This window comes from Levilactobacillus yonginensis, assembly GCF_003946265.1.
Lineage (GTDB): Bacteria > Bacillota > Bacilli > Lactobacillales > Lactobacillaceae > Levilactobacillus > Levilactobacillus yonginensis.
This window is the reverse complement of record NZ_RHNO01000005.1, coordinates 16,112-37,166: the sequence shown is the minus strand read 5'-3', so window position 1 is coordinate 37,166 and position 21,055 is coordinate 16,112. Positions and strand designations below refer to the sequence as shown.

20 protein-coding genes are annotated in these 21,055 nt (G+C 48.9%); 13 read left to right on the top strand and 7 right to left on the bottom strand.

Going from position 1 to position 21,055, the window contains the following annotated elements; all coding sequences use genetic code 11:
- Positions 1-34 precede the first annotated feature (34 nt).
- Positions 35-1,150: a YibE/F family protein gene (locus tag EKM87_RS03995; RefSeq protein WP_125682092.1), complete on the top strand. Its 1,116-nt coding sequence runs from the start codon at positions 35-37 to the stop codon at positions 1,148-1,150.
- Complete coding sequence (locus tag EKM87_RS03990; protein WP_125682090.1) at positions 1,147-1,929, top strand: YibE/F family protein; 783 nt, start codon at positions 1,147-1,149, stop codon at positions 1,927-1,929. Before EKM87_RS03995 ends, EKM87_RS03990 begins: the two co-directional genes overlap by 4 nt.
- 734 nt (positions 1,930-2,663) lie before the next feature.
- Here EKM87_RS03990 and EKM87_RS03985 read toward each other — a convergent pair.
- Positions 2,664-3,764, bottom strand: a complete 1,101-nt coding sequence (locus tag EKM87_RS03985; RefSeq protein ID WP_125682087.1) for a peptidoglycan recognition protein family protein — start codon at positions 3,762-3,764, stop codon at positions 2,664-2,666.
- Between the two features lie 319 nt (positions 3,765-4,083).
- Positions 4,084-4,572 carry a Fur family transcriptional regulator gene (locus tag EKM87_RS03980; protein WP_125682085.1) on the bottom strand — a complete coding sequence of 163 codons (489 nt, stop codon included), beginning with the start codon at positions 4,570-4,572 and terminating at the stop codon, positions 4,084-4,086.
- Between the two features lie 281 nt (positions 4,573-4,853).
- Between EKM87_RS03980 and EKM87_RS03975 the strand changes: the two genes are divergently transcribed.
- The 3 genes from EKM87_RS03975 to EKM87_RS03965 all read left to right on the top strand — a co-directional run bounded on the left by EKM87_RS03975 (position 4,854) and on the right by EKM87_RS03965 (position 7,942).
- Positions 4,854-5,540, top strand: a complete 687-nt coding sequence (locus EKM87_RS03975) for a VIT1/CCC1 transporter family protein (RefSeq protein WP_125682083.1) — start codon at positions 4,854-4,856, stop codon at positions 5,538-5,540.
- 12 nt (positions 5,541-5,552) lie between these two features.
- The gene (locus EKM87_RS03970) at positions 5,553-6,269 is read left to right on the top strand and encodes a VIT1/CCC1 transporter family protein (RefSeq protein ID WP_125682081.1); all 717 of its coding nucleotides are present in this window, start codon (positions 5,553-5,555) and stop codon (positions 6,267-6,269) included.
- Positions 6,270-6,352: 83 nt separating this feature from the next.
- Entirely contained in the window at positions 6,353-7,942 is a 1,590-nt protein-coding gene (locus tag EKM87_RS03965) for an APC family permease (RefSeq protein WP_125682079.1), read from the top strand.
- Positions 7,943-8,288: 346 nt separating this feature from the next.
- On the opposite strand, the gene EKM87_RS03960 is transcribed toward EKM87_RS03965, so the two are convergent.
- Positions 8,289-8,735, bottom strand: coding sequence for a GNAT family N-acetyltransferase (locus EKM87_RS03960; RefSeq protein WP_125682077.1), 447 nt, complete (start codon positions 8,733-8,735; stop codon positions 8,289-8,291).
- A 142-nt stretch (positions 8,736-8,877) separates the two neighbouring features.
- Between EKM87_RS03960 and EKM87_RS03955 the strand changes: the two genes are divergently transcribed.
- Complete coding sequence (locus tag EKM87_RS03955) at positions 8,878-9,918, top strand: lactonase family protein (RefSeq protein ID WP_125682075.1); 1,041 nt, start codon at positions 8,878-8,880, stop codon at positions 9,916-9,918.
- A gap of 302 nt (positions 9,919-10,220) precedes the next feature.
- On the top strand, positions 10,221-11,186 hold the full coding sequence (locus EKM87_RS03950) for an alpha/beta hydrolase (protein ID WP_125682073.1): 966 nt from the start codon (positions 10,221-10,223) through the stop codon (positions 11,184-11,186).
- A gap of 714 nt (positions 11,187-11,900) precedes the next feature.
- Here EKM87_RS03950 and EKM87_RS03945 read toward each other — a convergent pair.
- From EKM87_RS03945 to EKM87_RS03935, 3 genes are read right to left on the bottom strand one after another with little or no spacing between them, the layout of a single operon-like run.
- Positions 11,901-12,815 (bottom strand): sce7725 family protein, encoded by a 915-nt coding sequence (locus EKM87_RS03945; protein ID WP_125682071.1) that lies wholly within the window; start codon positions 12,813-12,815, stop codon positions 11,901-11,903.
- Entirely contained in the window at positions 12,815-13,504 is a 690-nt protein-coding gene (locus tag EKM87_RS03940; protein ID WP_125682069.1) for a hypothetical protein, read from the bottom strand. The genes EKM87_RS03945 and EKM87_RS03940 overlap by 1 nt, the downstream gene beginning before the upstream one ends.
- Entirely contained in the window at positions 13,494-15,863 is a 2,370-nt protein-coding gene (locus EKM87_RS03935; protein ID WP_125682067.1) for an ATP-dependent DNA helicase, read from the bottom strand. Before EKM87_RS03935 ends, EKM87_RS03940 begins: the two co-directional genes overlap by 11 nt.
- Positions 15,864-16,013: 150 nt before the next feature.
- On the opposite strand from EKM87_RS03935, the gene EKM87_RS03930 reads away from it, so the two are divergent.
- Complete coding sequence (locus tag EKM87_RS03930) at positions 16,014-16,277, top strand: PTS sugar transporter (RefSeq protein ID WP_125682065.1); 264 nt, start codon at positions 16,014-16,016, stop codon at positions 16,275-16,277.
- A gap of 62 nt (positions 16,278-16,339) precedes the next feature.
- Complete coding sequence (locus EKM87_RS03925) at positions 16,340-16,543, top strand: hypothetical protein (RefSeq protein WP_125682063.1); 204 nt, start codon at positions 16,340-16,342, stop codon at positions 16,541-16,543.
- A gap of 251 nt (positions 16,544-16,794) precedes the next feature.
- On the opposite strand, the gene EKM87_RS03920 is transcribed toward EKM87_RS03925, so the two are convergent.
- Positions 16,795-17,145 carry a hypothetical protein gene (locus EKM87_RS03920; RefSeq protein WP_125682061.1) on the bottom strand — a complete coding sequence of 117 codons (351 nt, stop codon included), beginning with the start codon at positions 17,143-17,145 and terminating at the stop codon, positions 16,795-16,797.
- Between the two features lie 281 nt (positions 17,146-17,426).
- Between EKM87_RS03920 and EKM87_RS03915 the strand changes: the two genes are divergently transcribed.
- The 4 genes from EKM87_RS03915 to pstB all read left to right on the top strand — a co-directional run bounded on the left by EKM87_RS03915 (position 17,427) and on the right by pstB (position 21,053).
- The gene (locus tag EKM87_RS03915) at positions 17,427-18,323 is read left to right on the top strand and encodes a phosphate ABC transporter substrate-binding protein PstS family protein (RefSeq protein ID WP_125682059.1); all 897 of its coding nucleotides are present in this window, start codon (positions 17,427-17,429) and stop codon (positions 18,321-18,323) included.
- A gap of 83 nt (positions 18,324-18,406) precedes the next feature.
- The gene (pstC, locus tag EKM87_RS03910) at positions 18,407-19,360 is read left to right on the top strand and encodes a phosphate ABC transporter permease subunit PstC (protein ID WP_125682057.1); all 954 of its coding nucleotides are present in this window, start codon (positions 18,407-18,409) and stop codon (positions 19,358-19,360) included.
- Positions 19,350-20,237, top strand: a complete 888-nt coding sequence (gene pstA, locus EKM87_RS03905; protein ID WP_125682055.1) for a phosphate ABC transporter permease PstA — start codon at positions 19,350-19,352, stop codon at positions 20,235-20,237. Before pstC ends, pstA begins: the two co-directional genes overlap by 11 nt.
- Before the next feature lie 12 nt (positions 20,238-20,249).
- Positions 20,250-21,053: a phosphate ABC transporter ATP-binding protein PstB gene (gene pstB, locus EKM87_RS03900; RefSeq protein ID WP_125682054.1), complete on the top strand. Its 804-nt coding sequence runs from the start codon at positions 20,250-20,252 to the stop codon at positions 21,051-21,053.
- The last annotated feature ends 2 nt before the right edge of the window (positions 21,054-21,055 follow it).

The window sequence follows — 21,055 nt, the reverse complement described above, 5'->3', positions numbered from 1 at the left end:
AATTCGGTAAATGGCGTAAGAAGGGACGGGGAACATGCAAGTGATGAAAGGGAAACGGGTGCAGGGGTGGTTCTGGCTTCTGGCCCTAGTCATCGGGGGTCTCCTGATATGGGGGACGCAGCATAATGCTGGTCTCTATCATGATCCCATTATGAAGGTCACCCAGGTTAAAACTGGCCGGGCGACGAAGGAGACCGATGATTTCCACAATCAAGATTATCAAACGAAACAAACATTGACTGGTCACATTTTGAACGGGTCTTACCGGGGGCGCTCATTGACAGTGACCAATACCTATTCACAATCAGGTGCAATGGATCAGCGTTACCACGTGGGTAGCCAACTATTTGTGGTCGTTCATCAACACACCGGTCAAAAGTTAACCGCGACGGCCAAGGACGTGAAGCGGGATACCCCAATACTGACTATGATTTGGGTCGTCGTGGCGTTACTGCTCTTAATTATGCAATTCAGTGGGTTCATGGCCTTTCTCAGTGTTGCGGCTAATGGGGTGCTGTTTTTAATGGCAATTCTCCTGAATGGCTCAACCCAGGGGGCACAGGTGCTGTGGATCTTTGGGAGTTTAGCCATTGTGTTTGCTGCTCTCACACTGTGGTTGGTACTAGGTGCGAACCGACAGATGCTGATTACACTGGCAACTACGTTAGGCGGAACGGCGTTTTCAATTATCGTGGCGTTGTTGGTCTTTCATTTCACGCATGAGCGGGGGATGTACTACGAATCCATGCAGTACGTGACTCAGCTGCCGCGCCCACTGTTCTTGGCAGAGACACTCTTGGGTTCTCTGGGAGCGGTCATGGACGAGTCCACGGATATTATTTCGTCGCTCTTTGCCCTGAAACGTGAGCGGCCGGAGCTGTCTGCCAATCAAGTATTTAAGTCTGGTCGGCAGATTGGGAGTACGATTATGGGGCCACTGATCAACGTGTTATTCTTTATCTTCGTGGCGGATACTTTCCCGATGGCCATGTTGTACTTAAAAAATGGGAATAGCTGGGGCTACACCTTCTCGATGAATATGTCGATGGGGGTCGTGCAAAGCCTAATCAGCGGAATCGGTATTGTCTTGGCGGTTCCGTTAGCAAGCTTTCTGGCTAGCCGATTCATGGAAAAGAAGGTGAGCGCATGAGTACAATCAGTACTTTGGGATTAATTCTACTAATGTTGATGATTTTAGTCGGTGGTAAAGCGGGGGCGCAGTCATTTCTAGCGTTGATTCTCAATTTTGGCCTGTTATTTCTGGCAATTGTTTTAGTGGCGTTTCACTTCTCACCGTTGATCGTTACCCTGGTGACGGGGATGCTAGTGCTAGCTTTGACCATCTTCATGAGCAGTGGGGATGACTTGTCTAGCACCGTGGCCTTCATTGCGTCTGCGGTCGTGCTAGTCGTCCTGGTCGCCGTCATTGTTCCAGTGGAACAGTGGGCTCTCGTTCAAGGATTCGGACCGGAAGATAGTGAGGACCTTGAAGGCTTATCCGTCTTGGTGGGGATCAGCTTCGTACAGGTAACCACTGCTACGGCCATTCTAAGCACGCTGGGGGCGATTGCCGAGGCTGCTATGGCAATTGCCGCTGGTCTTAGTGAAATCCTTGAGCAGCATCCTCAGGTGGGTTTAAAGGCCTTGATGGGTGATGGTATCGCCGTCGGTAAGCAAATCATTGGGACGACGTTTAATACCTTGTTCTTTGGGTTCTTTGGTGGCTTTCTAGCACTGTTTATCTGGTTTACCGGTGTTCATTACTCATTCGGTGAAATCTTAAATGATAAAATCTTTGTTTCAGAAATTTTGATGATTTTATTTGCTATGGTCAGTGTTATCTTGACCGTGCCAATTACGACGTGGGTCATGACCCGCGCCGTGGCCGGTCAACGTAAACGTGCTGATAAAGCTAAAATGGGTGAGTAACAGCAATCTCGCGCTTCGGCGGCCTGGGACGGGGCCAGCTGTGGGGACGCTTCAGCCAAAGAGCGGGCTTCTCGCTCGACTTGAAGCCACGGAACCCACGTGTCTCCAAGCTCGCCCGTACTGTAAATTGGCAAAAAAACTGCCAATTAACACCACTTTCACGGCTGGCCCCGTCCCAGGCCACCTACGCTAACATAGTGTTATTTTGTTGAAACTGATTGGTCATTTACAGCGGTTAGTGTGATAACTGGTTAGTGGTCGCTTAGGGAGCTATAAAGTATGACTAAAATAGTCGTCGACAATCTCTAATGAGAGGTGTCGACGACGTTTTTGTAGGCAATTAATTTGAATCCTATGGCAATGCAGTAATCTTGGGGTGAGAGTTTGTAAGTAGATTAAGTGGTCTTCAGTGGCAATATCAGTTAGTACTGACGCCACTATGAGCGTTGGTTTGCACTGATGAGGTGGTAATGATCAATCAAAGCGGAGGTGGTCAGGGGTGGGGCCGGCCGTGAAAATGGCGTTAGCTAGTGGGCTACTAGCTTACGGCATGGGCGACTTTGAAGACAGGTGGGCTGTCCTGGCTTCAAATCGAGCGAGAAGCCCGGTCCTCAGGCTGAAGCGTCCCCACAGCGGGCCCCACCCCTGACCGCTACTTTAACGATCAACTACCGAATTAGAAGTACAAAAAAACGACCACCCAGACAAATGGATGGTCGTTAGAAATGTTAAATTTAGTTGCTGCTACTTACTGAGCTAGCGCTAGAAGAACTAACAGAGGATTCAGTAGCACTTGAACTGTTGGCGGCGTTGTTTTCAGAGCTGGTGCTAGTGCTGGTAGCACTGGCCGTTTCCGTGGCAACGTCTTGAACGTTTGTCAGGTTACCGGAATAAACCCAGTAACGGGTCTTGCTGGTCGAGTCCTTAGAAGGCTTGATTCGGTACCACGTGGTACCATTGCTCTTCTTAGCGGTCATGTCGATGCTGTAAGACTTGCCAACCTTAGGCGCAATCTTGGACCAACTTTGGCGCTTGGCGTTTTTGTTGGCACCCTTAACGTGGTTGTACAGGTAGTACTTGGTGTACTTGCTGCTCAACTTAGCTTCCTGGTTAACGGACGTGTAGGTCGCGCTGGCCAGCTTCGTGTGCTTCGTTGCGTTCATGTCGTTGTAGTATGACTTGACCATCTTGTAGAAGGCAGCCATGGTGTACTTTTGACCAAAGTACTTCTTCCCAGCGGAAGCGTAGTAACCGATTGGGTCGGTATGTGTTGAACCACCAAGTTTGTGAGCAACGGCCTTATGGGACCAAACAGTGCCTTTGTAGTCGTAGGCAGCATCGTTAGGCTTTAAGTTGTACTTGTTCAGAAGGTAAGCCGTGTACCAAGAAGCGTTAGCAACTTCGTGGGCAAAGGCAGACTTACTGTGCACCTCGACTTGTTCGAATTGAACGAAACGGGCGTTACCAGGGTAACCAACACCCCAAGCTAAGTAGTCCGTGTTGGCAATGTTGATGATCCGGGAACCGTCAACGAAACTGTGAACGAAGGCGTTGTTATAGTTACGCTTCATGTAGGCAATTTCGTTGTAAATGGTTGAGGATGGGTTGGCCGTTTCGTGAACAACGACTCCTTCTGGCTTACCCTTACCATGACGGTACTTGTTCTTAGGAAAACCACTCCAAATACTCTTAGTTACTTTAGCAGGTTTGATATTCTTACTGCTGATGTAGTTGTTGACCTTTGACGATGCAGCATTGGCAGTTGTCATTGATGTGGCACCAAAGATACCGATAGCCCCTAGTGCGGCCACTGCAGTTAAAACGACTTTGTGCATTTTCACCCTAATCATCCTCGTACTTTCTTTTCTAAATTTAAGGGACCCGTTAATGGGTCGTTTACTCGACTTATTTATCATTCGTTATCAACTATAAACATTATTAGACGCCCAGACAACCGTCACACGGGGCTTCAGGGCTTATATTACGATGGTAATAACGAGTATCGCGGCGTTTGTTCGCCGTGTTTTCAAATAGATTAAAACTTTACGACACCTGTAACGTCCTTGTAATATTGTTAGACCGGGCTTTATGGCAAGTTAAAAAGCGGCATTCCGTCAGATAGAGGGAACGCCGCTATGGCTGGATTGGTGCCGGTTACTTTTCGGTCGCCCAGGTTTGGCGGGTCGGATCGATGTGAAGTTTTTGCTGACACTCTGGACACAGTCCGTAAACTTCGACGTGATTGCTGGTAATCAGGTAACCCGTTTGTTTTTTGGCTTCCGCGTTCAGGGTCTCTTCGATCTGCTCGAAGGCGGGCGTGAAGACATCCGTTATTTTACCGCAGTTTTCACAGATAACGTGGTAGTGGGGGCGCCCATAGAAGTCATAGCGAATACCGCCATTGTCGTTGGGAAGTTCGATAACGATTCCCAGATCAACTAACAGATTTAATGTGTTGTAGACCGTTGCCATACTGAGGTTGGGCAGTTGCTCAGCCAATGCTGTGAAGATGGTTTCAACGGCGGGATGGTTATGGTGGGTCACCAGGTAAGTTAAGATGATTTGGCGTTGCGGGGTCACCCGGACGTGGTGTTCCTTCAGGGTTTGTAGTGCCTGATTTAAAAGTTGTTGCTGACTAGCCAAGGTTTTCCCTCCTTTTTTTAGAATGAATCTAGTTTGACTCTATTAAACCACATTTTGACGAGAGTGCCAGTGTTCTGCTCACTTTAGAATCGCTTGTCATTAAAATGAAATTTTTCAATCTCGACCATTTACTTTTGGCGGCCAAAGAGTACAATAGATTTGTTGTTAAGTAATAATGGTTCTAAATTACTCAGAAATTGTTTGTTGTCCCAAACTTTTATTTACAACTCGTGTTAAGATGGGTAAGAGAAGTTTGTGTGTAAATTCAGGGGGTAGATACGATGAAAAAGAATAAGAAGCCAGCAACACTGGCCCAACGGATCAACGTGTTACGGGCGAGCGTGATGGGCGCCAACGATGGTATCCTTTCCGTTGCTGGGATCGTTGTGGGGGTTGCTGGGGCGGCCACTAGTAGTTTTGCAATTTTTATTTCTGGGATTGCCGGCATGATTGCGGGTACGGTGTCCATGGCGATGGGCGAGTACGTCTCCGTCAACACCCAAAAGGATGCGCAGCGTAAAGCGATTGAAACCCAGACCACGGCGTTGGATGATGATTATCAGGGTGAGGTTGATTTCATTCGAGAAAAATACATTGCGAGTGGGATTAAGCCGGAATTAGCCGCTCAGGCGACTAAGGAAATGATGGCCAGTGATCCAGTCAAAGCCAGCGTTCGAGAACGGTTTGGGTTTAACGTTGGTGAATACACCAACCCCTTCTCAGCGGCAATTGCTTCGATGATTTCGTTTCCCACTGGTTCGATTTTACCCTTGGTCTCAATTAGCTTGTTGCCAAAGGACTGGCGGATTCTGGGAACGTTCATTGCGGTGGTGATTGCATTATCGATTACAGGGTACGTGGCCGCTACGTTGGGCAATGCCAACCGTCGCAACGGAACCATGCGTAACGTAATCGCTGGGATTTTGACGATGCTCGTCACTTACGGCATCGGCCATCTATTTGCCTAGGGGGGTCCGAAGATGGAAGTAAACGAAGAGGTTCACGAAAAAAATCAAAAGAAACAAAAGCAACATCAAACTATGGATGAAAAATTGAACACGTTGCGGGCCGGAGTGTTGGGTTCTAACGACGGTATTCTAACCGTCGTTGGGGTACTTTTTAGTGTTGCTGCGGCCACTACTAACCAGTTTACGATTTTTATTGCCGGGTTAGCCGACTTGCTGGCTTGTGCGTTTTCAATGGCATCTGGTGAATACGCCTCAGTCAGTACGCAAAAAGATACTGAACAGGCTGCGGTGGCTAAAGAACAAGCCTTATTGGAGAGCAATTTCGCTGATCAACAAGCCGCCGTTCAAAAGTTTTACGAGGAACGGGGCGTGACACCCGAAACGTCTTTGGCAATTGCGAAGGACTTAATGCACAAGGACGCATTGGCCACGGTCGTTAACGTCAAGGAAGATATCCAACTGGGCCATTACATGAATCCCTGGGATGCAGCTTTTTCTTCCCTGTTTGCAGCGGCCCTGGGGGGGACTTTCCCACTCGTTGCCATGACGGTATTTCCAGCAGCAACTCAGTGGCCAGCGACCATTGTGGCTGTGCTATTGTCCGTAACGTTAACCGGGTACCTGAGCGCTAAGCTGGGCCGTGGCTTAGTTAAGACGGCAATTATTCGTAACGTCATCGTCGGTATTATTACGATGTTTATTCACTATTACGTCGGTCAATTATTCTAATGGAAATTCCGGGATTCTTTACATTTTGACGGAGACGTAGTGTACAATAGGGCAAACATCTCTGTGAAAGTGAGGAAACTGGCATGAAGCGCAAAATGAGTTTATTTTCTTTGATCATGTTAACGCTGAGCGCCATCATTGGGTCCGGCTGGCTGTTCGGCGCGGGGATGGCTGCTCAAATCGCGGGACCCGCTTCCATTCTGTCCTGGATATTGGGGGCCATCGTGATTGGCCTGATTGCGTTAAATTATATTGAACTTGGGACGATGTTCCCGACGAGCGGTGGGATGAGTCAGTACGCCGCTTTTTCACATGGCCCGTTACTGGGGTTCGTTGCCGGTTGGTCGAATTGGTTGTCACTCTTGACGATTATTCCGATCGAAGCCGTGGCAGCGGTACAGTATATGAGTTCATGGCCCTGGAGTTGGGCTAATTGGACGCGGGGCTTTCTTAAGGCTGGTAATATTACCAACGAGGGATTAGTGATTGTCTTTCTCTTTATTCTGGCTTTTACCCTCTTAAACTTTTGGTCGGTCAAGTTACTGACCCGGTTTACGAGTTTTATTTCGATGTTCAAATTATTGATTCCAACACTGACCATTATCGTGTTGATTTGGACCGGGTTTGACTCCCAAAATTTTGCCCATGCGGCCGGGTTCATGCCAAGCGGTAGTGCGTCGATTTTCTCAGCGACCACGGCTGCCGGAATTATCTTTTCTTACAATGCTTTTCAAACGACCATTAACATGGGAAATGAAATTGAACATCCAGAGAAGAATATCTTTTGGAGTATCGTGATTGCCTTCAGCATTAGTGCCGTTATCTACACGATGCTACAGGTAGCCTTCATTGGGGCAGTTCCAGCTGGGAACCTGGCTCACGGTTGGCACGGTGTAAACTTCCAGTCACCATTCGCAGATATTGCCATTCTATTAAACCTTGGCTGGCTGTCGACACTGTTATACCTGGATGCGTTCGTTTCACCGTTTGGAACTGGGGTTTCCTTCGTGGCGACCACCAGTCGGGCGTTAGCTGCCATGACGGGGAGTAAGCACATGCCGACCAAATTGGGTGAAGTTAACCGCAAGTATCAGACACCTCGGCGGGCGATGGTCGTCAACATGCTACTAGGGGTGGTGTTGGTCGCTGGGTTCCGTAATTGGAGCGCACTATCTAACGTGATTTCGACGTCTACGTTGATTGCTTACCTGACGGGTCCGGTCACGGTGACAGCGTTACGACGTCAGGCACCCAACTTTATTCGGCCATTCCGCCTGCACGCGGTGCACTGGTGGTCGCCACTGGCGTACATTTTGGCCAGTCTGGCTATCTACTGGGCTAAGTGGCCAACCACCATCGAAGTCTTTGGGGTCATTGCCCTCGGCCTCGTCTTCTACATTTACTATGAAGTACGACAACCAGCGGGCTGGCACGCTTTACGTGCGAGTCTGAAGGGGAGCCGCTGGCTATTGGCAGAAATGATCTGGTTGACGATTATGTCGTTGATTGGGAGCCATGAGTTTGGTGGCGTTGGCTTTGCGGCCTATCCGTGGGACTTTGTCTTGGTAACATTGGGAAGCCTCGGTTGTTACTACCTGGGTGTTCACGATGCTTATCACAGTGAATCCTTCGAGATTGCTGAGGAACTTAACTTACGGGTGAACGAGGAATAGTTAGTTGCGCTCCGGCGGCCAGGGACTGGGGACTACTGTGGGGACGCTTCAGTCAAAGGGCGGGCTTCTCGCTCGCTTTTAAGCCATGAAAGCCCCAAGTCTTAAAAGACGCCCATGGCTTAGGCTGGCTGAGCATTCAGAATGTTAAATGTTCGAGCATGTTCACTTCTTGTACGAGATGATTGTCTATTTTTAAAATATTTAAATAGAGATATGAATAATAAACGAAAAGGTTCTCAGACGAATTATCTGGGAACCTTTTTTGGTTTTATTTAATTGAAAATTTCTGTTCTCATGACATATTGTTGTCGCAACTAGAAGAATATCATGGTTAACAATTGCCACGCTATTTGTGCCAAGTCCACGGACCATCGGTGGTTTTTGTGAAGCCGGCAGCAAGCAATACGCTGTCATCCAGGCGTTCGGGAGCGGTCAGCTTCAGTGTCGTAAGCTGGAGTTCGTCCCGTCCAAAGTTAACTAACCGGTCAACGATTTCTTGCTGTTCCGTCACTGGTAGTCGTTTGCCAATGAACCGAATCTGACCTTTATGGGTGGTGAGATCTAAGGCAGTGAAACCAGCCCAACCAACCAATTTGTGGGTCTGACGCCGTTCGATACCCCACGTTAGAGCGGAACGGCTCATGGTGTCGTGCATGGTGGTGTTGACCCATTCGGCAGTAGCTGCCAGATCCTTGTTGGCAAGGTCGGCAATGTTTTTTAGATTGAAGCGGGTGAGCCAGTCGAAACGAAATAAGGGGGTTAAGAGGGGATGGTACCCTTCGAAACTAGACATGGATAGTGGGTCCTTTCAAAAAACGATTTATTCCCATTGTAACGGTCTTTGCGTACAGTTACCAGTGACTTAATCGGTGTAGGCCAATCAGCTGTGCTATACTTAGAAGTGATATCTTGTTAAGTTGAAAGGGGCAGCACATATGACGGAAGAGTTTTATATTGGGACTTACACCAAGCGAATTAGCCGCGGAATCTACCGGGTCAGCGTTGACACGGCGACACCTAAGCTCATGGATTGCGAATGGCTGGCGTCAGCCGGAAGCCCAACTTACATTGCAAAGGCTAAGGCACAACGGTTATACGTCATCAACAAAAAGGAAACTGATGGGACCACACACGGTGGTCTAATCATCTATGATGTTTCAGAAGAAAAGCCACGGGCAATTCAACAAGTCTTGGATAACGGGTCCTCACCAGCCTACGTGGCGGTCGATGAAGCTCGTCAATTAGTCTTTACGGCCAATTACCATACGGCTGCTGTAACGGTCTACGCCATCGCTGCCGACGGTACCCTGACGCTAACTGATAAGGTGATCGATCAAGATCCAGTCGGCCCAGCTCCAGAACAAGCTGATGGTCCGCACCCACACTTTGCTGACCTCACGCCGGACAAACGGTTGGTCGTTTGTGACTTGGGTTCTGACAAGGTTTACTTGTATGACGTGTCAGATGAGGGGAAGCTCTCAGCTGTTAGCCAACTGGATTTACCAGCTGGTTATGGTCCCCGGCACATTGTATTTGACGACAAGAAGCACGTTGCTTACTTGGTCGGTGAATTGAGTAGCAACGTGGCCACGTTGAGCTACGATGCCGCTGCCGGCAAGTTTGCCGTTAAAGAAATTACGTCAACGATTCCAGAAGACTGGACTGCCCACAACGGGGCCGCTGCCATTCGCTTGAGTGCTGATGGTCGGTTCGTTTACGTGTCTAACCGGGGCAACAATTCTTTGGCAGTCTTTGCGACGGCTGAAGATGGTAGCCTGACGTTGGTTCAACGGATTTCCACGGAAGGTGACTTCCCACGGGACTTCAACTGGACGGCTGATCAGAGCTTAGTCTTGGTAGTTAACCAAAATTCTGACAACGCCACGTTGTATCAACGGGACGCCCAGAGTGGTAAGTTAACGTTGGTTCAAAAGGACTTCATGGTGCCAGAAGGCGTCAGCGTCCTGCCAGCATAAATTAAATATAAAGCGTGAGTCCCAGGATGGTTAACTGTCTGGTGGCGCACGTTTCAGCGATATGAGTTTGTAGATAAAGAACGGAGAAGGTCTGAGACAAGAGTCTCAGGCCTTTTCCTATCCCTAAATTTATCTTACTGAAGTGGCAGTTATCCGCCTAACCTCACGCTACTTGTCCAGAACGTGGTTAGGTGGTTTAACTATTAAACGATTATGCGAGGCCTTCGATTGGATTGGCTGGCGATTCAGGGTATAAATGAGTAACGCTAGTTTTTGGGAATTTCAAAGAGGAGGACTGTGACATGGGGGAACGACTTTCTTTAGAACCAGCAGCGGTGGCGGTCTGTGAGGACAATAGCGCCCATCCACGTTCATATGAGCTGATTCCGGATGCCGGCCGGCAACTGTTAAGTGATTTTCAGGACCGCCCCATCGCTAAGGATGAGGTCACGATTGAAGATGAACCTTGTGACACTGGTGACTGGGGAATTATTAATGTCCGCTACATTAGGCCGATCGGTGCATTTGGCCGGTTACCCGTGATTTTTTACATTCACGGCGGTGGGTGGGTCTTCGGGGACAGCCACACCCACGATAAGTTAATTCGTGAATTAGCGGTCAGGACGCATTCAGTGGTCATTTTCCCAGAATATTCATTGGCGCCTGAGGCCCAGTATCCTACGGCGGTTGAACAGAATTACGCTGTCCTTTGCCAAACGGCGGCCGCTCACGGTCTGTGGGATGCCAGTCACTTGATTGTGGCCGGGGACGGTGTTGGTGGTAATTTAGCCACCGTGATGACCTTGTTGGCCAAGCAACGGCAGGGTCCCAGAATCACCGGCCAGCTATTATATTATCCAGTAACTGATACGGACTTCGAGACGGCCTCATATCAAGAATTTGGTGAGGGCTACGGCTTAGCTGGCGCTGGGATGCAGTGGTTCTGGGACCAGTATACGCCTGACCCGGCAGACCGGGAGAAAAGTACGGTGGCCCCGCTGAGGGCAGACCAGTCGGAACTGGTGGAACTACCGGCCGCCATGATTTTGACGGCGGAAGCGGATGTGACTCGCGATGAGGCCGAAGCCTATGCCTGTCGTCTCCGCCAGGTTGGGGTGGCGGTAACGCAGGTTCGGTTCCAGGGGATGGTCCATGACTTTGTCATGCTAAACGCGTTGGACAAGACCCGGGCTTGCCGGGCCGTTATGGATCTCTCAACTCAGTGGGTCATGCAACAACAGCACTTGCTGACTCACGTTTTTGACTGAAATACGTGGAATTTAAGTTGCATGCTAATTAAATTTTAAGTAAAAACCAGTTGAGGAGGCGGACAAGTCTGTCCGTACCCTCAACTGGTTTTGTTGATACCTAACTGAAGGGTGAAAGTTCGAAGACCGTTATAAAGCCAAGAATAGTCAGGCGTTATCGGTTTAAAATTAGTCTCACCCCGCCACCTGCGGCGGTCAGAGATTCCGCCTGCTGTGGGGAACGCCTGCGGCCTGAGAAACGGTCCTTCGGCTCGGTTTGAAGCCCGGAAAGACCACCAGTCTTCAAAAACGTCCCACGCTGTAAGCCGAAAATCGGCTAACACCGTCGACACAGCGAGCTCCACCTTTGACTGCCTCCGGTTAAACGGATTCTTGGAAACTAAGCTAACTTACATACCTGAATGGCAGTATTTACTCAGCATTATTGGCGCTCCACTGGGTAGCCGGGAGTGAGTCAAATTTGGACTCAGCCATGGGATTTTCAAGTGGTTTTCTTGAAAATGGCGACTTGAAGACGTGTTTTGCGGCTTCAAGCGAGGGGCAAGACCGCTCTTTGGCTTGTCCCGTCCTGCCCGCCGCGTTCCAGTCCAAATTTGGCGAACGGTAAGGCGGCAATTTTTCACTATATCCGACTAAATCCCAATACCTAATCCTTGTTGTATCAGGCATAGTGGTTATTTCAATGCTTTCAACCTTTTGATGTCTAACTTAAATTCAGTTTAGTGGATAGTGCTTTTTAAAATAAGCTGCCATCGTTTGAAGGTGGTGCTCCAGACTGAGTCGCTTGACCACGCCTAGACCAGGAAAATGGTGCTGCGTGTGGTAGGCTGCGAGCTCTTGGGCCGCAGGTGTTTGCACACTAGCGGGTTGCTGCGGTAACCACTCGGCCAACTTGGCAACAGCCTGGAAGAACTTTTCCTTAGGATGTTTGAAGTCCGAGCGGTCGTTGGAAACGAAACGGTGAATGCGGAGCTGTTCACCCGCAAAGTAGGTCAAATGGAGGGTGACCGCTCGGGCTGGGTAGCCGTGCTCACTATAGTAACCGCCGCCAATGGTATAGTCGCTGAATCCTTGATAGTGATTCAAGTCGGCTAGTTCCCAGTCATTGCTGAAAAAGCCGTCTTCAATGTCGGCGTAGCTCCGGTCGTGTTCTGGCAACCAGGCGTGGTCAAAGAGACTAATGGTTGGGCGCTGCAGGAGTTGGCGAATTCGAGCTTCTGGTGGAACCAATAGGTAAGTACTGTCGGTTAAAATACCGGCGTGTTGTGCTGCCAAAAGTTCATCGTACTGCCGGCCAATCAGTAAAGTTTGGTGACCAGCGACTGGGGGACTAGCTACCGTGGTTGGCGTCAAGATGTGGCCAACGATGAGATTGGGATTATCGCGCCAAGGCTGCCAGTCATAAAGCTTTTGTTGGGTCAGGGCGTAATCACTGACCGTGGGGTTCGCAATGATAACCAATGGCTGATCATGGTCCACGAAGGCGGCTACGGTTTGGGGGAGGGCCCGAATATCTCGAACGGGTTCGATAATGGGAATGATGTTGCGCGGTAATATCCGTTGTTCAGCGATTTTTTTCAAGGCAAGGAGGTCGTACTGCCGACCACGAAAATAGGGGAAGTACAGCATTATGAGCGCTCCTTTAGCTGGTCCTGTAAGGCGTGAAGCTCTAGGTTTAAAGCATCGACCTCAGTCTGCAGGGCCGTGACTGCAGTCGATTGTGTATCTTCAATAAATTGTTCGTAGAAGTTAGCCTCAGGATCGTAGATGTCGTAGTGTTGGTGGCGTTTTTTGAGTTCCTGGTAGAGACGGTCGGTACTGTATTGTTTGAGGCCGGTGGCCATTTGCTTGGCTTTACCAACTTCACGGGCCTGTGAAGCAATAAACCGGGTAGTCAACTGGCTAGCGGGTACCTGCAAGTCCTGGCGTCGTGGTGGTCGCGTGACGGTGAGATAGCCCGGCGCAACGGGGGTCTCAGTTGCGGTGGCTAAAAGTTCCTGGGCGAATGGTCGGTAAATGAGGACGCCGATGCCCGCGGGAATCTCGTCAGCCACTTCCTGGTAGAGGTCGAGTGGCAAGACAAAGTAGTTGTAGTGACCGACGAAGGACAACTTAGCTTTAGAATGAAAATCGCTCTTAGTGACCTTGAGTTCATAACAGCGCCATTCAATCTCACCACTAGGCAATTCCTGGTAACTGAGGGTGTCGACGATGCCTTGGTCATCTGGCATGGTCACTTCTTCAACGGCAAAGGTACCGGCTTCTCTACAGTAATAATAGAGGGTTCGTTCCATAGCGAGCGTCAATTTAGTTTTCATCGGATACCTCCTGGTGCCAAAAATTCTGGATGGCTGTCGTTAATTGTTCTGGTCGATAGAGTCGCTGGAAGTGTTGCCAGTGGCGTGGATATAGGTGCGTGTAACGGGGACTAGCAAAGCGTTGGTCCATTAATAGCATGATACCCACGTCCTTGGATCCCCGAATTAACCGACCGGCGGCTTGGAAGACGTTGTTAAGACCGGGCAACTGATAGGCAAAGGCGAATCCGTGTTGGGATTGCGCATCAAAGTAATCTCGAATCAAGTCAGTCTCAGGATTGATCCCAGGAAGCCCGACACTAACGATACCCACACCAATCAAACGGTCGGCCTTGAGGTCGATACCTTCGGCGAAAATACCGCCAAGGAGGGCGAACCCAACCAGCGTTTGCGCAGGGTTGGCTACAAAATTAGCGAGAAAGGCTGTTCGATCGGCCTCCGCCATTTGTGCTTCTTGGATCACAGTTTTGATGTGTGGATAGGCCAATTGAAAGGCCTGACTCACATCAAGCAGGTAGCTACGGGAGGGCAGAAAAATGAGGTAGTTACCCTTTTTTCCGTCGATCATGGTTTTAATTGCCAACAAAATGTTGGCGAGATTGGCGTTGCGTTGCTTGTAAGTGGTTTGAATGTAGGTGGTGACCATGATGGCTTGGTGTTGCGGTTCAAAGGGCGAATCCAACCGATAGGCCAGACTGTCAGTGTCCCCACCGAGGACAGTCTGATAGTAGTCCATTGGTGAAAGGGTGGCCGAGAAGAGAACTGCTCCGTGGCCAAGTGCCAGGCTATCCGCTAGAAAGGCACTGGGATCCAGACAGAGTTCTTTTAAGGTAATGTTGCCATCAACAATTTCCAGGCGCATGCGGTAAGTCTCGTCAAAATATTCGCCGATTCGTTGATAGCTGATGGCCGCGAAATAGTAGTCTAAAATCGCCTGCGTGAACGGCGTTTGTGGCTGATCAACGAGCCAATCGTGAATCGCTTCTACCAAACGGCTGAGGTCGTGGTCAAAGTTTTCGGGTGGCGTGAGGAAGGTACTGTCTGTCTGATTTTCCGCTAGCAGAGGTGCGGCCACGTCGTCAAAGGTGGCCCGTAGGTCGAGGAGTCGGCGGTGTAACTTTTTACTGGATTGGGGTAAGTCCCGACTCTGATTGATCAAATGGTCGAGTGGCTGGCTGCTGATGGCCGCGGAGTACATTTCACGGGAGCGGTTGACTAGGTTATGGGCCTCATCGATCAGAAAGAAGTTGTCAGGATCTTCGGTGGCGAAGAAGCGCTGGAGGTGAACCTGGGGATCGAAGAGGTAGTTGTAGTCCCCGATAATGACGTCACAAAAAAGACTGGCGTCCAGTTGGAATTCAAAGGGGTCCAGGGTGTGTTTACGCGCGTATTTTTCGATGACGGGACGGGTCAGTTGATCATTGTTCTGAATAAGATCTAGTAGCGCAGGTTTTAACCGATCATAGTATCCCAACATGTATGGATTTTCTTCGGGCAGTAGGTCGGTTTCCTCGGGAAATTTGATTTTATCCTTGGCGGTCAACGTGATACTTTTTAACTTGAGACCCTGTGCGGCCATCATAGTAATGGCTTCTTCAGCGACTCGCCGCGTACTTTGTTTCGCAGTCAGATAAAAGATCCGTTGAATCAGGCTTTCACCAATGGCCTTGATGCTAGGAAATAGGGTTGAAATTGTTTTTCCTGTCCCAGTGGGTGCCTCGGCAAAGAGGCGTTTATTAGTCAGAATCGTTTTGTACACAGCGACGGCTAGCTCCCGTTGCCCCGGTCGATAGTGATCGAATGGGAAGGTCAACTGATGAATCGTTGGGTCGCGTCGTTCCTGCAGATCCGAGCGAAACTTGAGCCAGGTGACGTATTCGGTGATGACATCATCAAAGAATGTTTGGGCGTCCGCTTTACTAATTACCTGGGTCTTCTGGGTGGTGGTTTCAGTATTCGTCTGAAAGTAAGTTAGGGTGAGGGTTACCGCGTCTAAGTCAGTTTCCTTTTCCATCAGCAAATGCGCGTAAATTTTGACCTGGGCCCAGTAAAGGGTCAGAGTGTTCTCACTCAGCTGGTCAAAGACCGTTTCAGATGTTTTGATTTCTTCAATTTCGGCGGAGTCATCCGTGAGCGTCACGCCATCGGCCCGGCCGTGTAGGAGGTACGGATTACCATTGAGCGTTAATTCTTGTTCAAGGTAGTACTCTTTTTGATAGTTTTCGTCGCGTTGTTTCTGAAGACGACGGTGAATCTGGGCGCCTAACAGGGCGGTGTTTTGACTGCCTGAGGTGCTACTCAGGTCGCCCGTGCGTAGGGTGAATTCGACTAATTCACGAACTCCCAATTTATTTGTCATACCGGCGTCTCCTCCATTTCTGGCAATATCATACCACACTTTTAGCCCGGTTTGAACGCGTGTTCGTGAACCGTAAATATTGTGAAAATATTATAAAGGGTATTGGCAAATGTAACGTAAGCGCTTACAATATAGGTAGAGGTGAGACGTATGAAGACGATAGGATTTCCTCTTTACCAAAGTATCCCGACGACTGAGCAGACCGATAGCTTACAGAGAGCTTGTCAACACTATCGTGGCACAGCCATCATTAAGATCAATGATGTTGAATTAGATCCCATGGACCCGGAATTAGGACATGCGTTGGCCCAGTATGAGGGGCAGTTCGTACAGATCATTACGGACGGCCCGGATGAGGCCAGTCTTGCGTCGACGATTCACCAGCAACTGGTAGCCAAAAAGTTCTGTTACTGATTATCTTGACGGCATTGCGTGATTTCGCTAAGCGCAGAGTAAATACTGAGGAGGCGTTGTCCTTGACGCAAGAACAAGTTGAACGGTTATGTCAGATTGCCCCGAAATATGGACTTTATTTGGAACATCAAGGTTCAGTCATTACCAAGGTCGATAAACAAACCACGGACCTGGACACTGCAAAATATATGCCGGATCAGTTTGTTGATCTTCTCTCTCAGATGATTGCGACTAAGATGAAGGCGGATCTCTGGCAGTGGCAATAAATGTGTAAACGAAAGAGCGTGCGCCTGAAGGAAGTTGCCTGCCTTTCAGCGCATGTTTTAGAAATACAGCAAAAAGGTTTGGGACAAAGTCTCAAACCTTTCTTTGCGCTCCGAACGTATATAGTCGAAACGTGCGGCAACAGGCAGTTAACTCCGTTTAGCCCCGATAGACAAACAATCCAAGACCGGGATTATTCGTCTATCGACGTTAATGCTCATTGACTAAGCGCCTCTTGCCTCACTCTCTTTTGTTACGCTTCTTCCCAACGATCGAAATCTTTGGCGTGACTGTTTAAGTAAGCCAGGGCTTCCTTGGCCAAGGCCTCACTTGCAGCGGTAAAGTCATGTTCAGTATCTTCACCGTCGGCGTCGGCTTCATCACGAAGGAAGCCAGCAGCTAGGTCGACATACTTGGTTCGCCGACCAACCCCGTTGTCTTTAAATAGGTCATCTAATCCAGTTAAATCTGTTTTAGCTGCAGCTGATACCTGCTGAGCCAGGTCCTTTTTGGGCCCTAACTTGCTAGCAGCGTAATCCATTAAGAAGTCGTTCATGTCAACAATAATGGCATGACGGGCTGCCCGTTCATTTTTCTTTGCCACTTTTGGTCACCTCTTAATTTCATTCTAGTCAATTCCGTTATATTACGCAATTAATTCCCTGAAATTAAGCGATTAATCGGTTATGGGGGTCAAATACCGTGATATTAGAGAATTTATACAGAAACTGGCAACATTTACCGAAAATTTACACGATTGCGACGAAGAATTTATATTCATCGCTTAGAATCAAGGTTGTAAGTTAAGGGGAGGCACCACGAGTATTGCTGCTTAGCTTACGTGTGGTGGTTCTACTATCTTAAAAAAGACATGGAGTGACTGAGATGAATAAGGGATCAAAATTAGCAATGGGGATTGCAACAATTAGTTTACTTTTGGTAGGTTGTGGCAAGGCAACGAGCTCAACTAGCAGCAAGAGTAGCAGTAGCAGCGAGGCTTTATCGGGGAAGGTTACCGCAGTTGGTTCAACCGCGTTACAACCATTGGCAGCCAAAGCTGGTGCTAATTTCCAATCCAAGAACAGCAAGGTTAACTTGACCGTTCAAGGTGGGGGTTCTGGGACTGGGTTAAGCCAAGTGCAAGCCGGTGCCGTATCCATCGGTAACTCAGATATCTTCGCTGAAGAAAAAGACGGAATCAAGGCCGACAAGTTAACTGACCACAAGGTCGCTGTTGTTGGTATGGCTCCCGTTGTGAACAAAGATACCGGTGTTAAGAACTTGAAGATGGCTCAGTTAAAGCAAATCTTCACGGGTAAGATCACGAACTGGAAAGAAGTTGGTGGTAAGGATCAAAAGATCGTTATCGTTAACCGTGCCCAAGGAAGTGGGACCCGGGCAACATTTGAAAATGCTGTCTTGAAGGGTGCAACTGCCATCAAGTCACAAGAACAAGACTCCAATGGTGCCGTTCAAAAGATCGTTTCTTCAACTCCAGGGGCCGTTAGTTACTTGGCCTTCTCTTACTTCACGAACAAGTTACAAGCCGTTTCAATCGACAACGTAACGCCAACAGACAACAACGTTGAAAACAACAAGTGGAAGATCTGGTCTTACGAACACATGTACACGAAGGGGACACCTGACAAGGTCACTGCTGCCTTCCTGAAGTACATGGATTCCAAGACGGTGCAGGACAGCTTAGTTAAAGACATGGGCTACATCAGTATCCACGACATGAAAGTGACGAAGGATGCTAAGGGTACTGTTACCCAAAGCTAGGCACAATTTAGATTATTAGTAGTAAGTCACAGGGTGGAGGTGCGGTCGTAGCACCTTCATTTTTTTTAAGGGGGAGTCAACTTATGGAACAAACAAATTTTCAACTTAAGAAACAAGACGCCCAATCCAACGAGTGGTCGGCACGATTACACCATGCCACCCGGGCAACGCGTGAGGATTGGATGGGGCGTGGAATCAGTTACCTCTGTATTGGCGTCATTATTCTAGTAGTGGCTTCGATGCTGTGGTTCATCACGTCCAAGGGATTGGCCACGTTTACCCAGAATCACGTGAACGTTTGGCAATTTCTAACCGGGACTAACTGGTCACCCGATACTGGTCATATTGGGGCCGCACCAATGATTGTTGGGTCCTTTGCGGTAACCTTTGCGGCAGCCATCGTGGCAACACCGTTTGCAGTGGGAACGGCGATCTTCATGACGGAAATTTCGCCTAACAAGGGGCGGAAGCTGCTCCAACCAGTCATTGAATTATTGGTGGGAATTCCTTCCGTTGTTTATGGATTCATTGGATTGGCAGTAGTTGTGCCATTCATGCGTCATTTGGTGGGGGGCTCCGGGTTTGGGATTATCTCAGCCACGTTTGTCCTGTTCGTCATGGTATTACCAACGATTACGTCAATGACGGTAGACAGTTTGCGGGCCGTTCCTCGTCACTACAAAGAAGCTTCACTGGCACTGGGAGCCACTCGGTGGCAAACAGTTTCGCGGGTGATTTTACGTTCTGCCACGCCCGGTATTTTAACGGCAATTATCTTTGGGATGGCGCGGGCGTTCGGTGAAGCTTTAGCGGTTCAAATGGTAATTGGGAACGCCGCTGTGATGCCTAAGAACTTGATTTCTGCTGCCTCAACGCTGACAAGTCAATTGACTTCAGGTATTGGGGACACGATTGATGGCACGCTGCCCAACAATGCGTTGTGGTCTCTGGCGTTGATCCTGTTGCTCATGTCACTGTTCTTTAACGCATTAGTCCGGGTCATTGCTAAGAGGGGGCAATTGAAACATGAACGCTAAACGCAAAGACTTTGTTGCAACGGTGATGATTAATTTGATTGTTGCCGCTGTGGTTGGTATCTTGGTTTTCCTGTTGACGTACATTTTGGTTGCCGGTTTGCCGCACGTTAGTTGGACGTTCCTGACGGGAACAACGGACGCCTTTTCTGGAGCAGGTGGCATTGGGGTCCAACTGTTTAATTCCTTTTATCTATTAGTTTTGACGATGCTCATTTCAATCCCGATTTCGTTGGGTGCTGGGATTTACTTAGCAGAGTATGCCAAAGATAACTGGCGAACGAGTCTGATTCGTTCGGCCATTGAAGTGCTGAGTTCCTTGCCTTCTGTGGTGGTTGGGTTGTTTGGTTTCCTGTTGTTCGTTGTGAAGTTTAAGATTGGGTTTTCGGTTATTTCAGGGGCCATTGCACTGACCTTCTTTAACCTCCCTCTGTTGACGCGGAACATTGAAGAATCATTGAGTGCTGTTTCTAGCAGTCAACGAGAAGCCGGACTGTCTTTGGGCTTGTCAAAATGGAAGACTGAAATTGGCATTATCCTGCCGGTTGCCTTACCCGGAATCGTGACCGGAGTCGTTCTGAGTGCGGGGCGGGTTTTCGGTGAAGCCGCTGCCTTAATTTACACGGCTGGCCAAAGTGCTCCAGTGACGAACTTTGCTGACTGGAACCCAATGAATGCGGACAGTCCGTTGAATCCACTCCGACCGGCTGAAACTTTGGCGGTTCATATTTGGAAGATCAACACGGAAGGACTCGCGACGAATGCTGCAGCGTTGTCTGCTGCGGCCTCTGCGGTTCTGATTATTGCCGTGTTACTGTTCAACCTGAGTGCGCGGTTACTGGGAAACTACCTGTATCGTCGCGTGACGGCCAGCAAATAAGGAGGAGCTGCCATGTTAAAACAATATTCATTTGAAAAGACGGCCGTGCAGACCTTCGATGACAGTGTCTCGCTGGCCTTAAAGACGGATAATTTACAGGTGTTTTATGGTGCCAATCATGCCATGCATGACGCCAACCTAGAATTTCCAAAGAATCAGATCACGGCTTTGATTGGTGCCTCGGGTTCTGGAAAATCCACGTACTTGCGGTCGTTGAACCGGATGAACGATGGAATTGCCACGGTAACTGGTAAAATTTGGTATCACGGGGTTGATATCAACGAACCAGATGTGAACATCTACGAGATTCGGCGGCACATTGGGATGGTGTTCCAACGACCAAATCCGTTTGCTAAATCAATTCGAGAAAATATCGTGTATGCTCTGAAAGCTAACGGTATCAAGGGTAAAGATGAACTGGCTTCTCGCGTTGAGAAGAGTCTCAAGGGGGCGGCTCTCTGGGACGAGGTTAAAGACAATCTTGAAAAGAGTGCGCTCTCCTTATCCGGGGGTCAGCAACAGCGGTTGTGCATTGCCCGTTCAATTGCTATGGAACCCGACGTATTGCTTTTGGATGAACCTTGTAGCGCGTTGGATCCAATTTCCACGGTGAAGGTTGAAGAAACCCTGCTGGAACTGCAGAAGAAGTATTCGATCATTATCGTGACGCATAACATGCAACAGGCATCGCGGGTCAGCAGTCAGTGTGCGTTCTTCCATCTGGGTCATGTGATGGAGTACACGCCAACGGCCACGATGTTCAGTAATCCCCAGATTCCAGTCACACAAGATTATATTGCCGGTAGTTTCGGCTAAAA

Excerpts from the sequence above, each read along its gene's own strand:
- EKM87_RS03985 (WP_125682087.1), bottom strand. The coding sequence starts at position 3,764 with ATGCACAAAGTCGTTTTAACTGCAGTGGCCGCACTAGGGGCTATCGGT.
- EKM87_RS03965 (WP_125682079.1), top strand. The coding sequence starts at position 6,353 with ATGAAGCGCAAAATGAGTTTATTTTCTTTGATCATGTTAACGCTGAGC.
- EKM87_RS03955 (WP_125682075.1), top strand. The coding sequence starts at position 8,878 with ATGACGGAAGAGTTTTATATTGGGACTTACACCAAGCGAATTAGCCGC.
- EKM87_RS03915 (WP_125682059.1), top strand. The coding sequence starts at position 17,427 with ATGAATAAGGGATCAAAATTAGCAATGGGGATTGCAACAATTAGTTTA.
- EKM87_RS03950 (WP_125682073.1), top strand. The coding sequence starts at position 10,221 with ATGGGGGAACGACTTTCTTTAGAACCAGCAGCGGTGGCGGTCTGTGAG.
- EKM87_RS03960 (WP_125682077.1), bottom strand. The coding sequence starts at position 8,735 with ATGTCTAGTTTCGAAGGGTACCATCCCCTCTTAACCCCCTTATTTCGT.
- EKM87_RS03975 (WP_125682083.1), top strand. The coding sequence starts at position 4,854 with ATGAAAAAGAATAAGAAGCCAGCAACACTGGCCCAACGGATCAACGTG.
- pstA (WP_125682055.1), top strand. The coding sequence starts at position 19,350 with ATGAACGCTAAACGCAAAGACTTTGTTGCAACGGTGATGATTAATTTG.
- EKM87_RS03945 (WP_125682071.1), bottom strand. The coding sequence starts at position 12,815 with ATGCTGTACTTCCCCTATTTTCGTGGTCGGCAGTACGACCTCCTTGCC.
- EKM87_RS03935 (WP_125682067.1), bottom strand. The coding sequence starts at position 15,863 with ATGACAAATAAATTGGGAGTTCGTGAATTAGTCGAATTCACCCTACGC.
- pstB (WP_125682054.1), top strand. The coding sequence starts at position 20,250 with ATGTTAAAACAATATTCATTTGAAAAGACGGCCGTGCAGACCTTCGAT.
- EKM87_RS03990 (WP_125682090.1), top strand. The coding sequence starts at position 1,147 with ATGAGTACAATCAGTACTTTGGGATTAATTCTACTAATGTTGATGATT.
- EKM87_RS03930 (WP_125682065.1), top strand. The coding sequence starts at position 16,014 with ATGAAGACGATAGGATTTCCTCTTTACCAAAGTATCCCGACGACTGAG.
- EKM87_RS03970 (WP_125682081.1), top strand. The coding sequence starts at position 5,553 with ATGGAAGTAAACGAAGAGGTTCACGAAAAAAATCAAAAGAAACAAAAG.
- EKM87_RS03940 (WP_125682069.1), bottom strand. The coding sequence starts at position 13,504 with ATGAAAACTAAATTGACGCTCGCTATGGAACGAACCCTCTATTATTAC.
- EKM87_RS03995 (WP_125682092.1), top strand. The coding sequence starts at position 35 with ATGCAAGTGATGAAAGGGAAACGGGTGCAGGGGTGGTTCTGGCTTCTG.
- pstC (WP_125682057.1), top strand. The coding sequence starts at position 18,407 with ATGGAACAAACAAATTTTCAACTTAAGAAACAAGACGCCCAATCCAAC.